Origin of the sequence: Massilia atriviolacea, assembly GCF_003953935.1 — a bacterium.
Taxonomy (GTDB): Bacteria; Pseudomonadota; Gammaproteobacteria; order Burkholderiales; family Burkholderiaceae_D; genus Telluria_A; species Telluria_A atriviolacea.
In genome coordinates, this window is the sequence record NZ_RXLQ01000011.1 from 33,219 (window position 1) to 53,681 (window position 20,463).

A 20,463-nucleotide genomic window follows, 5' to 3' on the forward strand; every position below is an offset into this window, starting at 1 on the left:
CTCAGAAAAAATTCGCTTTCAGGCTCAATTTGAAGGTGCGGCCGTACTGCTCGTACTGGACGTTATACGGCTTCGTGCCTTGATATACATAATAGGTTTGATTATTCAGGTTGATGCCCTCGAAGACCAGCTGCACACGCTTGTTGATCTGGTAGCCGAGCGAAAAATCGACCTGGCGCTGGGCATCGACATAGCGGTCCTGCGAGGCATCGAGCATGTCGTCCGCCACTTCCAGCAGATACGACGACTTGCGATTGAGCGCCAGGCGGGTGCTGAGCGGGCCGCTTTCGTAGCCGAGCATCAGGTTGAGGATCCGCTTCGACTGGCCGGGCAGGCGGATCTGGCGCGTCAACTGGCCGCCACTGGCCTTGTCGAAGCGGCCGATGGTGGCCTTGGCGTCGTTGAAGCTGGCGTTGGCGCCGACGATGATGCCGTTCCACGGCGCCGGCAGCATGCGCAGCGACTGCGAGTACGCCAGCTCGATGCCGTTCACCCGCGCCTTGTCGCCGTTGGCGTAGCTGGTCGCGGTGGTATAGCCGGCCCACGCCCCGCTGCCCGCGAGGTCGGTGGTGTAGCTGAAGTTCTTGATGTCCTTCGAGTACAGGTAGGCCGACATGGCGCCGTCCGCGCCGAGCATGCGCTCGATGCCCAGGTCCAGGTTGGATGCTTCCAGCGGTTTCAGGTCGGGGTTGCCGATCACCGCCTCGGTATTGCTGGCCAGGCTGATACCCGGCGCCAGCTGGCTGAAGTTGGCGCGCACGACGGCGTTGGTCCACGCCGCCCGCACGCTGGTGTCCTTGTCGATGTCGAAGCGCGCCTGCACATTGGGCAGCCAGTTCGAATACGATTTGCTGCGCGAGAGCGGCTGCAGGCCATCTTCCGACACTTGCCGGCCGCGCGCGGCGAAGCTGGTGCGCTCGTGGCGCATGCCGGCCAGCAGGCGCCAGCGGCCGATGTCGGCGCCGGCTTGCAGATAGGCGCTGTCGATATCCTCGTCCATGCTGAAGTCGTCGAGGTTCGACTCCTCCGTCAGCCTGGCGCCGGCGCGGTCCAGGCCAGACACCCGCGCGCGGATCGCGGCCGCATCCAGGCCCGGACCCAGGCTGGCGAAAGGATAATCGAGCGCACCCTGGGTGAACCCGCTCATCCCCACGGCGCCGGGGCCCCAGTAATTGCCGCTGGTCGCTTTGCTGCTGGTGTAGCCCCACTGCTCGGTGTCGTTTTCCTTGCTGCGGCGGCTGATCTTGATGCCGCCCTTGACGTCGGCGGCGGCCTGGCCCAGCGCCAGGCTGCGGCCCAGGTCGACCCTGACATGACGCTCGGCGTCGGCGCTGTCGCGCGCCTGCAGGGTGATCCCCTGCAGCTTGTAGCTGGCCGGGTCGGACAGGCTGGCAGGGCCGCTCAGGCGCGGCACCTCGGTGCCGGAGAAGCGCAGGCCGGCCACATTGGACGATGCGCGGAAGCGGCCATCGTTGATACTCTCCGGTGTAACTTCGGTGGCGCGGCTGGCGCCCCCCGAGGCGGCCAGTTTCCATTCGCCGAAGCGGGCCTCGCCGCCGGTCACGGCCGACGTGATGCGCTGCGTGTATTTGCGCTGGCGCAGGCGCCGTTCGGCGCGGGCGGTAAAGGGCGTATCGGGCGCCACGTGGTCCCCGCCGATATTGCTGATCGACAGACGGTCGCGCACTTCATCGTCCGAAAACTCGCTCACGAAGGTGCGCAGGAACAGCGACTGGCCCGCCTGCGGGCGGTAGTCGAGGTTCAGCGCCAGCGCATTGCGTTCGCGCTCGGGCAGGTAATTGCGCATCTCCAAACCGGACAGCTTGCCGCCGCTCCAGGCGCCGCCGGTTTCCACGTTATCCGAGCCGAACTTGCGCCGCTCGCCGCTGATGCCGGCCGCCACGCCGAGTTTCCCGTCCAGGAAGCGCTCGGCCCACAAGGCGCCGGCGTTGGGGCTGGTCTTGCCGGTATTCTGGTCGCGGCTCGCGCCCGCATGGAACGACAGCGCGGTGCCGGGCAAGTCGAAGGCCGACAGCGCCTTGACGTCGACCGAGCCGCCCAGCGAATTCGCATCCTGGTCGGGCATGAGGGTCTTGGAGACTTCCAGCGAGCGAATCAGGCCGGCCGGCAGCACATCGAGAGCGACCGCGCGGCGGCCCGCTTCCGGCGACGGCACCGAGGCGCCGTTGATGGTGACGGCGTTGTAATCGGGGCCCATGCCGCGTACCACGATGTAGCGGCCTTCGCCCTGGTCGCGCTGCACCGCCACGCCGGGCAGGCGGGCCAGGGCCTCGGCGGCGTTCTTGTCGGGCAGGCCGCCGATATCGTCGCTGCTGACGATGCTGACGATATTGTCGGCCTTCTGCTGCGCCGCCAGGGCGCGCTTCATGCTGGAGCGCTGGCCCGCGATGACGACGGTGTCGGCCGGGATGGCGCTTGCCTCGCTCGCGCCGGCGGCGCTGTCGGCCGCGTGGGCGGCGCCGCCGCACAGTTGCAGGATGCCGAAGGCAATGAAGGACAGGCGCGGAAGCCTGGCCGGCACTGCACGCTGACGCTGTTGTTGTTTGTCGCTGTTCATGGAATCGCCGTGGGATGGGTGAAAAACAGGGCGAAGTCTAGAGGCCGATTATGTCCATCTCGTGACACGCAGGCCGCCACCAAGGCCGCTAGCGCCATTAACGGCCCCCGGTGAGCTGAAATGCCCCCTCCCCCGATGTCCACTTCGGTGCCTGTCCACTTCGGTGCCAGGTCTGACAATCGGACACGAGCTGATCCGCAAAGACACGAAAGCAACTATTTAAGGCTGAGACCGTGTCCACTTCGGTGTCAGGTCTGACAATCGGACACAAACTGATCTGTGTCCACTTGGGTGCCAGGTCTGACAATCGGACACGAGCTGATCCGCAAAGACACGAAAGCAACTATTTAAGGCTGAGACCGTGTCCACTTCGGTGTCAGGTCTGACAATCGGACACAAACTGATCTGTGTCCACTTGGGTGCCAGGTCTGACAATCGGACACGAGCTGATCCGCAAAGACACGAAAGCAACTATTTAAGGCTGAGACCGTGTCCACTTCGGTGTCAGGTCTGACAATCGGACACAAACTGATCTGTGTCCACTTGGGTGCCAGGTCTGACAATCGGACACGAGCTGATCCGCAAAGACACGAAAGCAACTATTTAAGGCTGAGACCGTGTCCACTTCGGTGTCAGGTCTGACAATCGGACACAAACTGATCTGTGTCCACTTGGGTGCCAGGTCTGACAATCGGACACGAGCTGATCCGCAAAGACACGAAAGCAACTATTTAAGGCTGAGACCGTGTCCACTTCGGTGTCTGTCCACTTCGGTGTCAGGTCTGACAATCGGACACAAACTGATCTGCAAAGACACGAAAACAACTATTTAAGGCTGAGACCGTGTCCGATTGTCAGACCTGGCACCGGGGTGGACAATTTAAGGCTGAGACCGTGTCCGATTGCCAGACCTGGCACCGGGGTGGACAAAGACTCGAAAACAACTATTTACGGCTGAGACCGTGTCCGATTGTCAGACCTGGCACCGGGGTGGACAGGGGTGGACAAAGACACGAAAACAACTATTTAAGGCTGAGACCGTGTCCGATTGTCAGACCTGGCACCGGGGTGGACACGGGGTGAGCCGATCGGACTGGGGCCGCTGCGCTGTTTGCACCCCCGCCTGTCATCGTCCTGTCACGTGCGCGGGCTAGTATCGGAACGTATCACCCTCATGCAAGGCTTCGGCCTTCCGCCCATGCTCCGTTCACATCGCACTCCGCTCGTCCTGGCCCTGCTGGCCTTTCTCGCCTGCTGCTTTTTATATGCGTTCGCCGGCGTGCCGAAGCCGCCGGCCGAGTGGAAGTGGATCGATATCGCCAGCGAGGCGAGCATCGCGCTGATGGCCGGCGTGTGGTTCGTGCTGGTCTTGAGCTCGCGCCCGCCCGGCCGCGTGACGGCGCTGCTGGCCGCCGGCCTGGCCGGCCTGATGCTGGGCGCCTGCGCCGACTGCCTCGATGAATTCTTCAGCGTGCCCAAAGGCCAGCTATGGAACCATGTGATCGAGAGCGGCCTGAGCCTGGCCGGCATGGCCGCCCTCACCTGCGGCCTGCTCGACTGGCGCCGCGAGCAGTTCATGCTCAACGAGCACCTGCACAAGCGCGAGCGCCTGTTCCGCGACCACCGCTCCTTCGATCCGCTCACGCAGGTGGGCGACGCCGACTACCTGCGCGCGCAGCTGCGCATCGAGCACGAACGCGGCACCGGCCCGGCATGCTGCCTGCTGATGGTCGATATCGACAGCTTCCACCTGATTAACCGCAGCCACGGCCAGCGCGAAGGCGACCGCCTGCTGCAGGCGGTCACCCATACCCTGCTCCTGAACCTGCGCCGCACCGACCTGCTGTGCCGCTACGCGGGCGACCGCTTCGCGATCCTGCTGCCGGCCACCGACGGCGATACCGCGCGCGCGCTGGCCGAGCAGTTGCGGCGCGCCGTGGCGACCCTGCGCCACCACACCAACGGCAGCGGAGAAGCGCTGCAGGTGACGGTGCGCTACGCGGTGCGCCATGTGGATATCGAGCCGCGCCAGCTGCTCAAGGAAATCAACCGCGCGCTGGAACGGCGCATGCCGCAGCCGCCAGCGGCGACGGAGGATGCCAGCAGCTTCGCCGCGCCCGCGTGAGCCGGTCTTGAGCCGCCTTCTGCAAGCGGGCGACGCCTGCATCGTGGCGCAGCACCAGCCGGCGCTGGTGCTCGACTACGCGCGTTCGCGCGAGCTGGCGCCGCGCGCGATCCTGGCCGGCACCGGCATGGACGACCTGCAGGCGCCGGACGCGCAGCAAGCCATCAGCCCCGCCGAATATCTGCAGTTGCTGGCGAATGTGGCGGCCGGGCTGAAAAGCCCGGAGACCAGTTTCATGCTGGGCCAGCAGATGCTGCCCGGGCACTTCGGGGCCCTGAGCCACGCGCTGATGCACGCCCACAGCCTGCGCGAGGCAATCGCCCTGCTGGTGCGCTTCCAGATGCAGCTGTGCCCTTTGCTGTCGCCGCGCCTGCGCGACGATGGCGCCCTGGCGGTGCTGTACTGGACCGACAGTTTCGGCGCCGGCCAGCAGCGCGGCTTCCTGGTGGAGATGCACATGACGGCCATGACGGCCATGTGCCGCTGGCTGAGCGGGGAGCGCCTGCCGTGGCGCTACTGCTTCAACCGCACCCCGCCGCGCTACACCGAACAGCACGAGGTGCACCTGGGCGAGCAGCTGCGCTTTCACTGCCACCTCGACGCCATGCTGATCGACGCGGCCTGGCTCGACCGCCCCTGGCCGCGCGCCAACGCGATGGCGGCGGCGGTGGCGCGGCGCAGCGTCGATGCGGCGCACGCCGGCGGCCAGCGCAGCATCCTGTGCGCCCTCTACGATTACCTGCTCGCGCATATCCGCAGCGCGCCCACGCTGGAACAGTGCGCGCTCAAGTTCGGGGTCAGCCCGGCCACCCTGAAACGCCACCTGGCGCGCCACGGCAGCCACTTCCAGGCCGAACTCGACCAGGTGCGCGCCCATGTCGCCCTGCACCTGTTCCACGGCGGGCGCCACGACAACGATGCGGTGGCGCGCCATCTCGGATTCCATGACGCAAATAATTTCCGTAGATCATTTAAACGCTGGACCGGCATGACGCCCATGCTGTTAAGACAGAGCCTGGACGCTTATCGCTTGCAATCGGGAGACACATCGGCCATAATCTAAATGAGAATTGTTCTCATTCACTGAAAGGCAGCGATGAATACTACCCAACAACCCGTGCGCGCGATCCCGGCGCCAGCCGCACCTGCGCTTCCGCTGCGCGTCAACAGCCAGGAACTGCTGCGCCAGGGCAAGTCGATCCAGATCGAACACGACGGCAAAATCTACGAACTGCGGGTCACCCGGCTGGGCAAATTGATCCTGACCGCCTGAACCACCAACCCCCAGCCAGCCAGCGTTGCACCCGCGAGCCAGCCCCCCTTTTTTCGACAGGAGCAACGCAATGGCTATCGCTATCGACATGGCAGGACCCGCAGTTACCGCACCGGCCGGCGCGCCGCCCCAGCCCGAACTGCTGGTCTCGGCCGCGCTGCACCTGATGTCCCATTACAGTGCGAATGCCGCCCAGGCCGGGCCGTGCCTGAAGCTGGCCTCGGTCATCGAGCGCCACCTGAAGGCGCTGGCCAGCCATGGCGACCTCAATCCTGTGCTGCGCGCGACCTGCCAGCAATTGTCGGAGCAGTGGGCGGCGGTGGTCGACCAGGCGCTTCCGCGCCCGGCGCGCCCGACCCTGTTCAAGCGCTTCGTGGGCGGCGCGCGCCAGCACTAGGCTGCGATCAGGTAGCCGAAGCCGCACAGGTCGCCGGCGTCGGCATGGTCGGCCGCCAGGATGGTCAAGCCGTCCAGCGCGGCCGGCGGCACGCCGCCTTGCGCCGTCAGGCTGACCACCACCAGCACGCGCTGGGCGGCGGTGCTGCGCCAGTACGCCAGCACGCCGGGCGAGCCGGTATCGACAAAGTCGAGCGTGCCCTCGCGCAGGGCGGGACAGGCGGCGCGCAGCGCGATCAAACGCCGGTAATGACCGGCGGTGTAGGCGTCGTAGCCGTTCCAGTCGAGCGAAAAATCGTCGAACAGCGACGTCCAGCCGCGCCAGCGCGGCTCGCAGAATTCCTGTCCCATCATGATGTGCGGCACGCCGTCCATGGTCAGCAGCACGGCGGCGGCGGCGATGTGCAGCGACGGGCAACGGTAGGGTTGCGCGACGAAGAAGGCCAGCGCGCGGCCCTGCTCTTTTTCTTCCAGCCAGCGCAGGCGCAAGGCCCCGCGCGGGAAGGTGTAGGTCGACTCTTCCCACAGCGCGTGCAGGTCGGCCACCGTGGCGCGGCCGGCGGCGATGCCGTCGATGGTCTCGCGCAGGCTGCCGTCGTGCGTCAGGTCGCAGGCGGCCAGGTGATGCAGTTCGTCGCACGAGTGGGCGATCAGCGCCAGGCCGGGGCGCACCGGCAGCAGCGCGGCGCGGATCTGCTCCAGGAAGTCGCGCGGGGTGATATCGGCATCGTCGAAGCGCAGGCCGTCGAAGCAAAAGCGCTTGATCCACTGTTGCATGGCCGCGATCAGCCAGGCGCGCAAGTCGCTGTGGCCGAAATCGAAACCCGCAAAGCTGTCGCGGCCCGGCACCGCATACATGATCTGCCCATCGGCATCGCGCGTGAACCAGTCCGGGTGGTCGGCCGTGAGCACATTGTCGCAACTGGCGCGGTTCAGGGTCCAGTCGTAGATCACGCGCATGCCGCGCTGCTGCATGTCGGCGATCAGCGCGCACAGATCGTGCGCTTCGCCCAGCGCCGGGTCGATGGCGGTAAAGTCGCGCACCGCGTAAGGATCGCCCAGGGCGCCGCTGCGGCGCAGCAGCCCGACCGGATGGACCGGCATCATCCAGACCGTGTTTACGCCGAGGTCCTGCAGGTAAGCCAGGCGCGCGCGCATGCCCTTGAACGTGCCGCCGAACGCGCGCACCGACAGCTGGTAGACGACGGCATCGTTCAGCCATGCCGGGCTGGCCACGGCCGCGCACTCGCGATACAGCGTGCCGGGCGCCGCGCGCGAGGCCGCGCCGTCGCGCACGAACACCTCGCCCGCGTCGTACACCGTAAAGCAGGAGTTACCCTGCCCGTCTTCCGAGATCCAGCCATTGGCCGGATCGGCGATCCAGTCGACGCCGTCGATCACGTACTTGTAATGATGTCGTCCCGGCGCGACCGGCAAGTCCAGCTGCCAGGTGAGCGGGCCGACACGCGCCAGCGGCGCCGCCTGACCCGACCAGCTGTTGAAGGTGCCGGCCAGCGCCACCGAGCTTGTGCCGGGCGCGCCGTTGTAGGTAAAGCGCACGCCGTGGGCACCGCGGTGCGGCAGCAGCGACGAGCGGGTGCGGGTGGGGGTGCGTCTGGGGGTGCGGACGGGTGCGATCATGGCCGGTATTCTACCGCGCCGGGGCTGCACCGGCCGTCGATCCAGCCGGCGTGCATGAAAACGTTTTCAAAGGTCGGCAAGCTGTGTACACTACGGGCGGCTGTTTATTTCGTGGGTCGTTCCAGTTATGGTAATCTCGCGGTGACAGCCGTTCCGCACCCTACCAGGACCATCCCTTGACCGACCACGACAACGCTGCCCCACCCTCCACATTGATCGATGTCGCGCGTCACGCCGGCGTCTCGCCGAGCACCGTATCGCGCATCCTCAACGGCACCGCCAAAGTCTCCGACGACAAGCGTGCCGCCGTGATGGCCGCGATCGAGAAGATGCACTTCGCCCCGAACCAGATGGCGCAAGGCCTCAAGAAGGGGCGTTCGATGACCATCGGGATCGTGGTGCAGGACATTTCGAGCCCCTTCTTCGACGAGACCCTGCGCGGCGTCGACGATGGCTTGAAGGGCACCGGTTACGCCTCGGTGATCGTCTCCGGCCACTGGAACGCGGTGGAAGAAACGGAGCGCATCCGCCTTCTGCTGGCGCGCAAGGTCGACGGCATCATCCTGCTGTCGGGCCATCTGGAAGACGACACCATCCTGCAGTTCGCGAACCACCGCCCGATCGTCTCCACCGGGCGCGATCTGCGCACCAGAAGCGCGCTCGGTTTCAAGCTCGATAACGAAAACGGCGCCTTCATGGCGGTGCGCCACCTGGTCGAACTGGGCCACCGCCGCATCGCCTTCGTCACCGGGCCGTCGCATCACCGCGACGCCGACGAACGCCTGGTCGGCTACAAGCGCGCGCTGGCCGAATCGGACCTGGAGTATGACGAGAAACTGGTGGTCGGCGGCGACTTCCACGAGTCCGGCGGCCTGCTGGCGGTGAACCACCTGTTCGAGACCAACCAGCAGTTCACGGCGGTGTTCGCGGCGAATGACCTGAGCGCGTACGGGGTGCGCTTGTGCCTGTACCGCAAGGGCATCCGGGTGCCGGACGATATTTCCCTGGTCGGCTTCGACGATTTGCCGGGGTCCTCGTACACCACGCCGCCGCTGACCACCATCCGCCAGCCCTTGTACGACATGGGCCGCATCGCCACCAATGCCCTGCTGGCATTGATCAACGGCGAACCGGTGATGGCGCAGATCCCGCCGCTCGAACTGGTGGTGCGCGAAACCACGCGCCGGGTGCGTTAACCCCGCCGGTCTACGTCGACAGCTGCGCCACGCAGAAATCGGTCATCGCCGCCAGCACGCTGGCGTCTTCACCGACCGCGCCGGACACCGTGATGGCCATGCCGGGGTGATCGCGCCGCAGTTCCTCGACGATCAGCGGCAGGTCGCGCAGCAGATGCCCGCCCTGCCCCAGGAATACCGGCACCACCGTCAGCGCGGTCACGCCCTGCGCCGCCAGTTCGGCCACGCGCTCGGGCAGGCGCGGCTCCATCAATTCGAGGAAAGCCAGCGACACCGGCACGCCTGGTACGCGGGCCTGGGTCAGCTCGCGCAAGCGCTCGAACGGCGCGGCCCAGGTGGCGGCGCGGGCGCCGTGGGCAAACAGGATCAGGGCGCGGGTCATCAGTGTCTTTCCACCCACCATAGCGCCGCAAGGGCCAATAGCAGGAATAGCAAACTCGGGGCGATCGCCGTCAGCACGGCAGGCATGGAACTGAGCAGCCCGACGTGGGCGAACAGGTTGTTGATCAGGATGAAGCCGACCCCGATCATGATGCCGATGAAGATCTTCAGGCTCACGCCGCCGCTGCGGGTGTGCAGGTAGGCGAACGGCAGCGCCAGCGCCATCAGCACGAAAATGGCGAGCGGGTCGAACAGCTTCTTCCAGAACGCGATCTTGAAGCGCTCGGTCTCCTGCTTGTTCTCGGACAGGTGGCGCGTGTAGATCGCCAGCTCGGTGGCCGACATGCGCACCGGGTCGGAGGCCGACACCGAGATGATCTTCGGCGTGATCTCGGACACCAGGTCCATGCTCGGCAGCTTGCGCGTGGCGACCATGCTGGTCTCCTGGCCGAAGGTGCCCTGGGTGCCGGCGGCGGCGATCTTGCCGCCCGGCGGCGGCAGTTCGCGCGTGTTGGTAAAGCGCGTCTCGGTCACCTCTTCCAGGCGCCAGGTGCTGTTGCCGGTGAAGACGGCGCGCGCGGCGGTGATCAGGGAGCGCATGCGGAAGTTGGTATCGAACTCGTACAGGCGCACATCGAGCATCTGGCCGTCGGTGCGGAACTGGCGCACGTTGAAAAAGCGCGAACCGGTGACGGCGCCTTTGGTGCCTTCGCTGCGCACGATATCCTTGGTCCACATCCCGGAGCGGAACTCCTGCGACACGGTGGCGCCGCGCGCGCTCAGTTTGAGCTTTTCGGCCAGCGGCGCGGTGCGCGGCGCAATCAGCTCGCCGAACACGAAGGTGATGATGACGAACACGAAGCCGATCTTGAACAGCATCCAGGCCGCCATCTGGGTCGACATGCTCGACGCCCGCATGATGGTGAACTCGGAGCTCGACGCGAACTGCGCCATCGTATAGATGGTGCCGATCAGGGTCGCCACCGGCATCACCTCGTACACGTGGAACGGCACGCGCAGCAGCACGTACAGGAAGGCGTGCTGGATCGCGTAGCCTTCCTTGCCGACCGAAGGCAGTTCGCCGGTCAGGTCCATGAAGGCGCTCAGCGCCAGGAAGGCGACCAGCACAAAGGCGACGGCCTGCGCGATCGAGACCGCGAAATAGCGTTGAAGGACCTTCATTGCGCGCCTCCCGCAGGTGCGGCGTGGTCGATGCGGCCGCGCTTCATCGCCGCCCACAGCACCAGCGGGTGGTAACGGTGGTTGACGTTCAGGCGCCACGCGAACATGACGACGATGCAGATGGCGACGATCAGGTGCAGCGGCCACCAGGCCATGTAGAAATCGGCCTTGCCCTGGCGGACATTGGCTTCGGCCAGCTTGGTCAGGTTAATGTAGGTGAAGAAGATCAGCAGCGCGATGATCAGGTTGGCCGCACTGCCGGCGCGCGGATTGACAAAGCCGAGCGGCACCGCCAGCAGCACCAGCAGCAGGCAGGTGATCGGCGCGGCGATGCGGTACAGCAGTTCGGACTGGGTGAAGCGGTTCGGGGTTTCGAGCAGCTCGCGGGTCGACATGGCGTCCGACGACACATCGCCATCCATCGAGGCGCTCTTGCTGGCCACGCGCATGCTGTAGCGGCCGAACTCCATCGACTGGAAATCGGCCTGCCCCGGCACGCCCTGGTAGCGGCGGCCGTTCTTGAGCACCAGGAACTGGCCGCCCTTGCCGTCCGATTCGATCACGCCTTCCTTGGCGACGATGACGGAGTTGACGTTCTTGTCGACCGTGTTGACGAACACGTTCTGCACCACGGTCGATTCGCCGGTCACGGCTTCGACGAAAAACACGCGGTTGCTCGACGACGATTCCTTGAACTGGCCGGGCGAGACTTTTTTGAGGTCCTCGCGCTTTTCGAAGCGCTGGACGAATTCGGTGCTTTTCATCTTGGCCCATGGCGTCACGAACAGGCTCAGGGCCCCGGTCAGGACCATCATCGGAATGCCGAAGGTGAGGATGGGACGGATCCAGCGCGTCAGCGACAGGCCCGAGGCGAACCACACCACCATCTCGGAATCGCGGTAGCTGCGCGTGACCACCGCCAGCACCGAAATAAAGCTGGTGAGAGTCAGGATAGTTGGCAGATAATTCAGCGTTGCGAAGGCGATCAACGCCAGCACGTCGCTCGAACCGACCTTTCCGCCCGCGGCTTTGCCGAGGATGGAGATCAGGGTCCAGGTGGCGACGATGGAAAACAGCACAGTGAAAGTCGTTCCGGCCGAACTGGCCAATTCACGTTGCAAGGCGCGTTGAAAGATCATTCGAAAGTTATAATCACAGGTTAGGCAGTGCGCGTCACAAACACGAAACGGAGATTCAAATGGACTTTAGCATAAAAGCATTCGACACAAAGAACACCATCACGTCGGCCAAAACCGGATGCATCGCGGTTGCGGTATTCGAAAACAAAAAACTGTCGGCGGCTGCAAAAGCCCTCGACCAGGGTGGTGACATCACGGCTGCGCTCAAGTCCGGCGACATTACCGGCAAGGCCGGTTCGACCCTGCTGTTGCGCGGCATGTCCGGCAGCGGCGCGGCGCGCGTGCTGCTGGTCGGCTTGGGCAACGACGAAACGGTCAGCGAAAAAAGCTTCACTTCCGCAGTGAACGCGACGCTCAAGGCTTTCGCCTCGCTGGGCGCCGCGGACGCCATTATCGCACTACCCATGACGGATGTGAAAGAGCGCGACGTTTCCTGGGCCGTGCGCACCATCGTCTGCGCCGCCCACGAGAGCGTTTTCCGCACCGACGGCCAGAAGAGCAAGAAGGACCCGGCTCCGGCCGGCGTGCGCAAGATCACCCTGGCGACGGACGCCACGGCCGCAGTCAAGACCGCGCTGGCGCAGGCCATTGCGATCGCCAACGGCATGGACCTGACCAAGGAACTGGGCAACCTGTCGGCCAACGTGTGCACCCCGACCTACCTGGCCGACACCGCGCGCAAGCTGGCCAAGGACTACAAGTTCGACGTCGAAGTCCTGGACCGCAAGCAGCTGCAGGCCCTGAAAATGGGCAGCTTCCTGTCGGTCACCAACGGCAGCGAAGAAGCGCCCAAGTTCATCGTGCTCAAGCACATGGGCGGCAAGGCCAAGGATGCGCCGGTGGTCCTGGTCGGCAAAGGCATCACCTTCGACACGGGCGGCATTTCGATCAAGGCCGGTCCGGGCATGGATGAAATGAAGTACGACATGTGCGGCGCCGCCTCGGTGCTGGGCACCTTCCGCGCGATCGGCGAAATGGGGCTGAAGCTCAATGTGATCGGCGTGATCGCCGCCTGCGAAAACATGCCGTCGGGCCGCGCCACCAAGCCGGGCGACATCGTCACCTCGATGAACGGCCTGACCATCGAAGTGCTCAACACCGATGCCGAAGGCCGCCTGGTGCTGTGCGACGCCCTGACCTACTGCGAGCGTTTCAACCCGGCCGCGGTGATCGACATCGCCACCCTGACCGGCGCCTGCGTGGTGGCCCTGGGCCATCACAACACCGGTCTGTTCACGCGCAGCGACGAGGCCCACGAGCAGCTGGCCGGCGAACTGCTGGCCGCCGGCAAGGCCGCCAGCGATACAGCATGGCGCCTGCCGATCGAAGAAGCCTACAACGAGCAGCTCAAGTCCAACTTCGCCGACCTGGCCAACATCGGCACGCCGGGCGGCGCCAGCGTGACGGCGGCCTGCTTCCTGGAGAACTTTACGCGCAAGTACACCTGGGCGCACCTGGACATCGCCGGCACCGCATGGAAATCGGGTGGCGCCAAGGGCGCGACCGGCCGTCCGGTGCCGCTGCTGTCGACCTTCCTGATCAACCGCGTGTAAGCGCAAACCTCGCAGAAACGAAAAAGCGGCCCGGCGGCCGCTTTTTCTTTGCGCCGGACGCGGCGCGCCAAGGACCCGGACAGACATCCATGTGAAATTCTGGCGAACATCGCCGGATGCGATGCCAGGCGCCCGACGCGCCGCCGATGGAAGCCAAAAATCGGATTGATTCCTGGGCGGGTACCCTAGTGCAGCGCGCTGCCCGCCATCTCCGGCGGATCGTTGCGGTAATCGCGCTCGCCGGTGCGGCGCATCAGCACCGTCAGGGTCGCGGGATAATCGAAGCCGGCGCCGGTGCGCTTGTCGAGCAGGTAGCCGAGGCCCACGGTCAGCACCGCATTGCCGACGGTGGCGCTGGCATTCGCACTCGACGCCACCACATCCCGCCCGACGGCCATGCCATCCTTCTTACAGTCGACGAACAGATTGCCCGCGCTTTTTTGCACGGTCACATGGCCGGGCGAGGTGACGAACCAGCGCCCTTTGTCGTTGGTCAGCACGCAGCCGGCGCCGCCGATCTCGCGGTTGTCGAGGATCGTGTGCACCATCAGGGGCTGCTGGTTCGATTCGCTGATCGTCGCGCAGCCGCCCAGGGCAGCAAGCAGCGCCAGCGCGCCGGTCCGTAAAATAATCGCCATCGTGTCCATCCAGGGTAGTCGTTCGATCCAACGCTTCCATCCCGTTTACGGCAGCAGCCCGGGATTCCTGAATACTACCGGAGCACGGCTACTTGAGCGGAATCGGCTGGTTGGCCGGCACCGGTACGGCGGTCACGCTGTTTTTCGGGCTGCCGTCGATCAGGCGGTCCGAATACACGAGGTAGGCCAGCGCATTGCGCTTGGTGTCGACCATGCGCACCACGCGCACGTGCTTGAAGAAGATCGAGGCGCGCTCGCTGAATACTTCTTCCTGGCGCGGCACCTTGCCCTTGAAGGCGATCGGGCCGACCTGGCGGCAGGCCACCGACGATTCGGCCTTGTCTTCGGCCAGTCCCACGGCCCCCTTGATGCCGCCGGTCTTGGCGCGCGACAGGTAGCAGCTCACGCCGCCGACGAGCGGGTCGTCGAAGACTTCGACCACGACCTTGTGGTCGGGGCCGATCAGCTTGAAAGCGGTATCGACCGAGCCCACGGTTTCCGCGGCGGCGCCGACGGCGGCAGCGGACAGCGCGAGGCTCAGAGCGAGGCGGATCATGCGCATAGTGTTATTCCTGGAAAATGGTACGGGAGATCGATGCCGGAACGGCGGGCATGACTAGGAGACCGGCGCGAAGCGCGGCACGAGAATGCCGTCGACGTCGACCAGCTGGAAGAACACGTCCTTCGGCCGCGTCCAAATAGAACCGTCCGCTGCGCGATACACGATCATCTCCGAGAGATCCGATTCAAGAGTGGCCACGCACACCAATTCGTACAGGCCACCCTTGTAGTGCCGGTATTGCATCAACTCTCAGTCTTGTCTTCGGCGAGAGCTTTCTGCTTCTTCTTCAAGCCCTGGATGACCTTCAGGACACCTTCGATACCGGCGGTATCGTCGAGGTCGCTAAAAGCGTCAAGAACTTCATTCAGAACCCGGTTGCGCACTGCGGTTTCATCCGACGCCGGTGCGCTTGCGCGTACCGGTTCGGCCGACTCTTTCGAGGCGGCTTTTTGCGCCGAATATTTCGCTGTCGCCGCGGCCGTTTTGCCGTGCGCCAGCGCCGCTTGCCAGATTACCCAGCGGCGTTGTGTTTCAAACACCAGATATTCATCGGGCTTATCTTCTCGGCGTCGAACGATATGACCATCGCGCTGCGCCCATGCTTCAAATGCACTTCGCATTTTAATCCTTTACAAATGCTGTCTTCGCATTTCTCCACTAATCAAAACAGAATTGTTTTAACTAGTACCACCTTGCAGAATGTGTCATGAAGCCGTCACAAACTTTAAGGGCGTGTAACTCTTCACGCTACGGATTCCGACCGTTGGTTCTCACCACCACCGGCCAGATTTGAGTATATTACTCCGTGCGTTATAAGAATGCAATTTTTTATTCCCCATGAGTAACAATAGTCCAAAATCGTTGTTTTGTCCGCCTGTTGTTACATCTAATTACATCTCGCGAGTGGTTAAATCCCGGGGACAACAAAGTTTAACATCTCCACGGTATTTTTTCGATAAAAGTGTTGATAACACAAGCGTATGCAAGGGGCATACAAGGGCAAGATTGTTAACTCCGAGCATGTTCTTGCACGAACGCCACATTTAACGCGATACTGCGTGTTTTTAGCCTCAATGGTGCGTGAAACCCTCCTATGAAAATAGCAACCTGGAATGTAAATTCCCTCAAAGTACGACTCGCTCACCTGCTGCAATGGCTCGAAGCCAATCCCGTCGACGTACTTTGCCTACAAGAGACCAAACTCACCGACGATAAGTTCCCGGTTTCTGAAATTAATTCTGCAGGCTATCAAGTTGCCTTTAGCGGACAGAAAACCTATAACGGCGTTGCAATATTATCTAAACTGCCATTAACTGACATCGTGAGAAACAATCCTTTGTTTCCCGACGAGCAGCAGCGGATACTCGCGGCGACCATCGGCGGGGTGCGTTTTATCAGTGCCTACGTGCCCAATGGGCAGGCGGTCGGCACCGATAAATACGCGTATAAACTGGCGTGGCTGTCCGCCTTGCGCGAATGGCTTGCGGCAGAGATGCGCGTGCATGCGGAGGGCGGCCTGGCGATCCTGGGCGACTACAACATCGCCCCTGAAGACCGCGACGTGCACGACCCGGTCGCGTGGGCTGGCCAGGTGCTGTGCTCCGACCTGGAGCGCGCGGCCCTGACGGCCTTGGCGGACCTGGGATTGAGCGACGCGTTCCGCCTGTTCGAGCAGGCCGACAAATCGTTCAGCTGGTGGGATTACCGCCAGCTCGGCTACCAGAAAAACAAAGGCCTGCGGATCGACCACATCCTGTTGTCGGACGCGTTGAAGAAGCGCTGCACGGCGTGCGCGATCGACCGCATTCCACGCAAATGGGAGCAGCCGTCCGACCACGCCCCCGTCATCGCCACCCTCGACTGACCCCCACCGCCCCCACACCGGGGTCAGAGCTTTAACTTGCAACTTTTTGGCCGAAAAGACCGTCCGACGGTCCGCCCGGCAAGCTTGCTGCGGCGGGCGCCTGCCGCATGCCCGGTGCGCACCAAACGGCTTTCCGACAGGCGAGGATTGGCGTTGATAGATCGAAAATGTTTCGACTTAAAGCTCTGACCCCGGTTGTAGTAAAGGTCTGACTCCGGCTGTAGGAAGGGGCTGATTGCGGTGAGGGGATCAGTTGCTGGAGAGGTGCTTGCGAGCCTCGCCGGCGGGACGCGGTTGGGCGAACAGGTAGCCCTGCGCGTACTGGCAGCCATGGCCGCTCAGCAGCGCGTACTGGGCTTCGGTTTCGACCCCCTCCGCCACCACCGACAGCTGCAGGCTGTTCGACAGCGCCATGATGGCCGCCACGATCGCGCGGTCTTCCGCGCTCTCCTCCAGGTCCTTGATGAAGGCCCGGTCGATCTTGATCTTCTTGACCGGAAAGCGCTTCAGGTAGGCCAGGCTCGAATAGCCGGTGCCGAAATCGTCGATCGACAGACGAATCCCCATCGCGTTGATCTGCCCCAGGATTTCCATGGTCTGCTCGCCATGCTGCATCAGCGCCGTTTCGGTGATCTCGAATTCGATCAGCGCCGGGTCGATCCCGGTTTCGTCCAGCACGCGCCGGATCGATTCGATCAGCCCCCGGTGCATGAACTGGCGCGGCGACAGGTTCACCGCCAGCGGCAGCGCCGTCATGCCCTCGCGCTGCCACGCCATGCTTTGCTCGCAGGCGCGCCGCATCACCCATTCGCCGATCGGCACGATCAGGCCGTTTTCTTCGATGATGGGAATGAAGTGGTCCGGCAGCACCAGCCCGTGCCCCGGACGGCGCCAGCGCAGCAGCACTTCCATGGTGTGCACGCGGCGCGTGCCGATGTCGATGATCGGCTGGAAGAACAGTTCGAATTCTTCGTGCGCCAGTGCCCCGCGCAGCGCGCTTTCCAGCTCGAAGTGCTGGGCCGCCGCCAGGTTCATTCGCTCGGTGAAGTACTGGTAGTTATTCCGCCCGTTCGCCTTGGCGTGGTACATGGCCGCGTCGGCGTGCCGCATCAGCGTCGCGACGTCGGTGCCGTCGTCCGGATACAGGCAGATGCCGATCGATGGCGTGATGTGCAGCAGGCGCCCGTCGACCTGGAACGGCAGCGCCAGCACGTCGATGATCTTTTGCGCCACCTGGCTGCTTTCGTCCGCGCTGGCGATGCCCGGCACAAGGACCACGAATTCGTCGCCGCCGAGGCGCGCCACGGTGTCGCTCTCGCGCACCGCATGGCACAGGCGCCCGGCCACTTCCTTGAGCAGCAGGTCACCCATCAGGTGACCGAGCGAGTCGTTGATGGTCTTGAAGCGGTCGAGGTCGATGAACATCACGGCCAGTTTGCTGGCGGAGCGCTTCGCGCCCAGCATGGCGTGGTCCAGCCGGTCCGACAGCAAGGCGCGGTTGGGCAGGCCGGTCAGGCTGTCGTGATAGGCCATGTGCTTGACCCGCGCTTCGGCCTGGCGCCGCTCCACGATCTCGCCCTGCAGCAGGGCATTGGCGCCGGCCAGTTCGGCGGTGCGCTCGAGCACCCGCACCTCCAGCTCGTCGCGCGCGCGCCGCACCGCTTCGCCGGCTTCGCGCCGCGCGGTCACGTCGTCGACCAGCCACACCGAGCGTCCGGTGGCATGCGCCAGGTCGAACGGACGCCCCGACAGGCGCGCCCAGAAGCTGCTGCCGTCCTTGCGCACCAGCCGGTATTCGGCCATGTGCACGCGCCCGGCGTGGAAGTCGCGCGAGGTCTCGGCGCGCGCCAGGTCCCAGCTGGCACGGTCGGGATACAGCGCCCGCACCGACAGCCCCGCCACTTCGCCCGGCCCGTAGCCGAACAGTTCTTCCATCTTGGCGTTGCAGCGCAGGTTCATGCCGTGTTCGACCACCGCGATGCCGAGCACCGCGCTGTCGAGAATGGCCTGGTTTTCCAGCAGCGCGTTGCGCAGCGATTCTTCGGCGCGCTTGGCGTCGGTGCGGTCTTCGATGATCCAGATCGTGCCCTGCGCCGGGTCGGCCGGATTGACGACGTAGGCGATCAGTTGCGCCCACAGCACGCTGCCATCCTTGCGCGCCATGCCGACTTCGGTATGGAACGGCTTGCCGACCGAGAGCAGCGGGCCGGCGGCGGCGCCGATGGCGGCGTAGACCTCGTCGCTCGGGTACAGCGCGCGCCCCGGCAGCCCCAGGCCCTCGTTGCCCTGGTAGCCGAACATGTCGGCGAAGCCGCGGTTGTAGCGCGTGATGATGCGGTTCTTGGTGAACAGGATGCTGACCGAGGCGTTGGTCATGATGGCCTGCACCTCCACCAGCGTCTGGCGCGCTTCGGTCACGTCTTCCAGGATCCAGATGGTGCCCTGGTCGCGCCGTTCGGCGTCCACCGTCTGGGCCCGCACGCGGCACCAGAACAGGGTGCCGTCGCGCTGGCGGAACTGGTATTCGGGAACTTCGAACGGCAGGCCGTTGCCGAGCAGCGGCGTGGCGTCGCGCCCGAAGTCCGCGTAGGCCTCGGGCGAAGGAAAGACCTCCACCGCCGGCCGCCCGGTCATCTCTTCGCGCGTGTAGCCGAACATCTCGGCCATGCGCGGGTTACAGGACAACATGATCCCGTTGCGGCTGAACAGGATGCCGACCGAGGCGTTGTCGAGAATCGCCTTCTGCTCCAGCAGCAGCTGGCGGGTCGCTTCCTCGGCCGCCTTTTGCGCACTGCGGTCGTCCACGATCCAGATCGTGTCCTGCTTGCCGCGCCCGGCGTTGATGGCATAGATGTAGGCGTGCGCCCAGAACACGCTGCCGTCCTGGCGCAGCATCTCGATGTCGGCCTGGTAGGCCCGCCCGGCGCGCAGCAGCGGCTGCGCTTCGCGCTGCAGGGCCTCGTAGGCGGCGCCCGAGGCAAACAGCTCGGCCGCCGCGTGGCCCTGCGCCGTCTCGCCGGTAAAGCCGAAGCAGCGGCCGAACTGCTGGTTGTAGCGCAGGATGCGGTTGTCGCGCTGGAAGGCGATGCCCAGCGGGGCGTTGTCCATGATGGCCTGCATTTCGAGCAGGGCGCGGCGCAGGCGCGTTTCGTTCTGGTGCAGGTCGTCGATGTCTTCGATGATCCAGATGGTGCCGTGCGAGGCGTCGCGCGTGTCGACCGCGCGCCCGTACAGGCGGCACCAGAGCAGCACGCCGTCCTTGCGGCGCAGCCGCAGTTCGCCGGCGTACGAACCGCCGGCGGCCAGCCGCGGGCCCGCCTCGCTGCTCATCTGCTCGTAGCTGCGCGGGCTGGGAAAGACGGTGACCGTGGCCGCGCCGACCAGTTCTTCGGCGCCGTAGCCGAAAATCTCGGCGGCGCGGATATTGCATTCGTGGATGACGCGGTTCTTGCTGAGGATGATGCCGACCGCCGCGTTTTCGAGGATGGCTTTCTGCTCCATCACCGTCCGGCGCAGGGAAGCCTGGTCGCGCTCGAAGCGCCGCAGGTCGGTAAAGACGAAGGTGGCGCCGCCGCCGGGCAGCGACTTGGCCAGCACCTGGACCGCGACCGGCCGGCCGTGCGCATGCAGCGCGCTCTCCCACAGCTGGTCGGCGCCGTTGCCGTCATTGATGCGCAGGAAGGCGTCGTGGCGCGCTTCCGGCGCGAACAGGTCGAGCAGGGGATCCCCGATCGGGGCGGCGCCGAGCAGGCCGCACAGGGCCGCGTTGGCGGCATGGACGATGCCGTCGGCGTCGCAGGCGCAGGCGGGCGACCCGATTAACTGGAGCGCTTCAGCGACGAAATCTGGCTTGGTTGATAAGCGATCCATGTCCCCACGACGGCGTTGGTCCGCCGCCTCTGCGATGGGCAACGGTGAACTCGATCATAAACCAC

Annotated in this window: 17 protein-coding genes; 7 read left to right on the top strand and 10 right to left on the bottom strand. The window is 64.7% G+C overall.

The features are described 5' to 3' along the window. Position 1 precedes the first annotated feature (1 nt). On the bottom strand, positions 2–2,578 hold the full coding sequence (locus EJB06_RS20345; RefSeq protein ID WP_126075857.1) for a TonB-dependent receptor: 2,577 nt from the start codon (positions 2,576–2,578) through the stop codon (positions 2–4). Positions 2,579–3,776: 1,198 nt separating this feature from the next. Between EJB06_RS20345 and EJB06_RS20350 the strand changes: the two genes are divergently transcribed. The 4 genes from EJB06_RS20350 to EJB06_RS20365 all read left to right on the top strand — a co-directional run bounded on the left by EJB06_RS20350 (position 3,777) and on the right by EJB06_RS20365 (position 6,373). Continuing rightward, positions 3,777–4,703: a GGDEF domain-containing protein gene (locus EJB06_RS20350; RefSeq protein ID WP_126075858.1), complete on the top strand. Its 927-nt coding sequence runs from the start codon at positions 3,777–3,779 to the stop codon at positions 4,701–4,703. A 7-nt stretch (positions 4,704–4,710) separates the two neighbouring features. Then, positions 4,711–5,766: an AraC family transcriptional regulator gene (locus tag EJB06_RS20355; RefSeq protein WP_229427178.1), complete on the top strand. Its 1,056-nt coding sequence runs from the start codon at positions 4,711–4,713 to the stop codon at positions 5,764–5,766. A 33-nt stretch (positions 5,767–5,799) separates the two neighbouring features. Next, the gene (hemP, locus tag EJB06_RS20360; RefSeq protein ID WP_126075860.1) at positions 5,800–5,976 is read left to right on the top strand and encodes a hemin uptake protein HemP; all 177 of its coding nucleotides are present in this window, start codon (positions 5,800–5,802) and stop codon (positions 5,974–5,976) included. Between the two features lie 70 nt (positions 5,977–6,046). Next, positions 6,047–6,373, top strand: a complete 327-nt coding sequence (locus tag EJB06_RS20365) for a hypothetical protein (RefSeq protein WP_229427179.1) — start codon at positions 6,047–6,049, stop codon at positions 6,371–6,373. Here EJB06_RS20365 and EJB06_RS20370 read toward each other — a convergent pair. Further along, the gene (locus tag EJB06_RS20370) at positions 6,370–8,013 is read right to left on the bottom strand and encodes an alpha-amylase family glycosyl hydrolase (RefSeq protein WP_126075861.1); all 1,644 of its coding nucleotides are present in this window, start codon (positions 8,011–8,013) and stop codon (positions 6,370–6,372) included. The two genes, EJB06_RS20365 and EJB06_RS20370, sit on opposite strands and share 4 nt — an antisense overlap. Before the next feature lie 176 nt (positions 8,014–8,189). Between EJB06_RS20370 and EJB06_RS20375 the strand changes: the two genes are divergently transcribed. After that, a complete protein-coding gene (locus tag EJB06_RS20375) occupies positions 8,190–9,209 on the top strand; it encodes a LacI family DNA-binding transcriptional regulator (protein WP_229427180.1) in 1,020 nt (339 codons plus the stop codon). Positions 9,210–9,219: 10 nt separating this feature from the next. On the opposite strand, the gene EJB06_RS20380 is transcribed toward EJB06_RS20375, so the two are convergent. From EJB06_RS20380 to lptF, 3 genes are read right to left on the bottom strand one after another with little or no spacing between them, the layout of a single operon-like run. Next, positions 9,220–9,591, bottom strand: a complete 372-nt coding sequence (locus EJB06_RS20380; RefSeq protein ID WP_126075862.1) for a sirohydrochlorin chelatase — start codon at positions 9,589–9,591, stop codon at positions 9,220–9,222. Beyond that, positions 9,591–10,772 carry an LPS export ABC transporter permease LptG gene (gene lptG, locus EJB06_RS20385; protein WP_126075863.1) on the bottom strand — a complete coding sequence of 394 codons (1,182 nt, stop codon included), beginning with the start codon at positions 10,770–10,772 and terminating at the stop codon, positions 9,591–9,593. The genes EJB06_RS20380 and lptG overlap by 1 nt, the downstream gene beginning before the upstream one ends. Then, positions 10,769–11,911: an LPS export ABC transporter permease LptF gene (gene lptF / locus EJB06_RS20390; RefSeq protein ID WP_126075864.1), complete on the bottom strand. Its 1,143-nt coding sequence runs from the start codon at positions 11,909–11,911 to the stop codon at positions 10,769–10,771. The genes lptG and lptF overlap by 4 nt, the downstream gene beginning before the upstream one ends. Positions 11,912–11,970: 59 nt before the next feature. Between lptF and EJB06_RS20395 the strand changes: the two genes are divergently transcribed. Further along, the gene (locus EJB06_RS20395) at positions 11,971–13,464 is read left to right on the top strand and encodes a leucyl aminopeptidase (protein WP_126075865.1); all 1,494 of its coding nucleotides are present in this window, start codon (positions 11,971–11,973) and stop codon (positions 13,462–13,464) included. A gap of 185 nt (positions 13,465–13,649) precedes the next feature. Here the strand turns inward: EJB06_RS20395 and EJB06_RS20400 are convergent, their stop codons facing one another. The 4 genes from EJB06_RS20400 to EJB06_RS20415 all read right to left on the bottom strand — a co-directional run bounded on the left by EJB06_RS20400 (position 13,650) and on the right by EJB06_RS20415 (position 15,284). Further along, positions 13,650–14,102: a hypothetical protein gene (locus tag EJB06_RS20400; protein ID WP_126075866.1), complete on the bottom strand. Its 453-nt coding sequence runs from the start codon at positions 14,100–14,102 to the stop codon at positions 13,650–13,652. A gap of 88 nt (positions 14,103–14,190) precedes the next feature. Further along, positions 14,191–14,658, bottom strand: coding sequence for a CreA family protein (locus tag EJB06_RS20405; RefSeq protein WP_370660142.1), 468 nt, complete (start codon positions 14,656–14,658; stop codon positions 14,191–14,193). A 60-nt stretch (positions 14,659–14,718) separates the two neighbouring features. Continuing rightward, the gene (locus tag EJB06_RS20410) at positions 14,719–14,907 is read right to left on the bottom strand and encodes a DUF1653 domain-containing protein (RefSeq protein ID WP_126075868.1); all 189 of its coding nucleotides are present in this window, start codon (positions 14,905–14,907) and stop codon (positions 14,719–14,721) included. Beyond that, positions 14,907–15,284, bottom strand: coding sequence for a phiTE_015 family protein (locus EJB06_RS20415; protein WP_054267055.1), 378 nt, complete (start codon positions 15,282–15,284; stop codon positions 14,907–14,909). The genes EJB06_RS20410 and EJB06_RS20415 overlap by 1 nt, the downstream gene beginning before the upstream one ends. A gap of 473 nt (positions 15,285–15,757) precedes the next feature. Here EJB06_RS20415 and xth point away from each other — a divergent pair, with 473 nt between their 5' ends. Beyond that, positions 15,758–16,528: an exodeoxyribonuclease III gene (gene xth / locus EJB06_RS20420; RefSeq protein ID WP_126075869.1), complete on the top strand. Its 771-nt coding sequence runs from the start codon at positions 15,758–15,760 to the stop codon at positions 16,526–16,528. A 249-nt stretch (positions 16,529–16,777) separates the two neighbouring features. Here the strand turns inward: xth and EJB06_RS20425 are convergent, their stop codons facing one another. After that, entirely contained in the window at positions 16,778–20,398 is a 3,621-nt protein-coding gene (locus EJB06_RS20425; RefSeq protein ID WP_126075870.1) for a sensor domain-containing protein, read from the bottom strand. Positions 20,399–20,463: the final 65 nt, after the last annotated feature.